1 pseudogene is annotated in these 851 nt (G+C 35.0%); it reads right to left on the bottom strand.

Going from position 1 to position 851, the window contains the following annotated elements:
• Nucleotides 1-492, bottom strand: a pseudogene (locus tag ACFFIT_RS13200) (ISAs1 family transposase); the annotation flags it as partial.
• Between the last annotated feature and the right edge of the window lie 359 nt (nucleotides 493-851).

Below are 851 nucleotides of genomic sequence, written 5' to 3'. Positions count from 1 at the left end.
AGTTTGACAATGAAGTGCATCAAGCGTCACAATACACTCTTTAAGATTAAGTGTTTTAAGGACTTTCAGTACCATCTGGATTTCTTGGCCTTTACCAGTTCCCATCTCTGTACTGAATGAAATGCCATTATCGACATCAAAAACTGTCACAGCATTTAGAACTTCACCTGTACGTGTTTTAACCCCCTTGATCTCTTTCCCATCAATGGCAAAAACAGATCGTATTCTCTTAATTTCTTCATCAGAATGCTCTACATTAGATTTTTTTGAATAGGCGTTAGCCCATGTAATCAAAAGATTATTTAATGATTCTGGCTTAATCATCCGAATAATTCTAGCAACATTATGCCGAGTAGGGATGCCTTGCTTGTGAGGCATGAATTTCCTAAGCCATTTTAGGTTGTACTCGCCAAATTCTGCTATAGAAGTCCAAGAGGAATAACCACAGATTAAACCAGCTAGTACTAAAAATGCGATTTCTTTGACTGGATATTTTGATTTGTTTTTTTACGGTTTTCTTCAATCGTATCTAATATTTTTATTAATCTCATTTAAATCACCTTATATAATTTATTAAGATGATTTGATCATAAATTACTCAATAATTCAATAAAAATTCATTAAATTCAATCTGTTTGATCAAAGCTTGATCGCCCCCTGATCCCCACATGTGTGGGGAACAGAACTCGTGCAGCTGGAATATCACTCAGCATCTCGGTTTATCCCCACATGTGTGGGGAACAGACTAAATTTATATAATTGTTTCTTTTAATAAATTTAACCTACGTGGATTTGTATAATAAGTGCATAGCCGCTGTCAGTCGCATTGTATTAATTGAGGGTCGAAAAGA

Origin of the sequence: Thorsellia kenyensis, from assembly GCF_042432445.1 — a bacterium.
Taxonomy (GTDB): domain Bacteria; phylum Pseudomonadota; class Gammaproteobacteria; order Enterobacterales; family Thorselliaceae; genus Thorsellia; species Thorsellia kenyensis.
The sequence above is the reverse complement of the archived record's forward strand: the minus strand, read 5'-3'. Positions and strand labels throughout refer to the sequence as shown.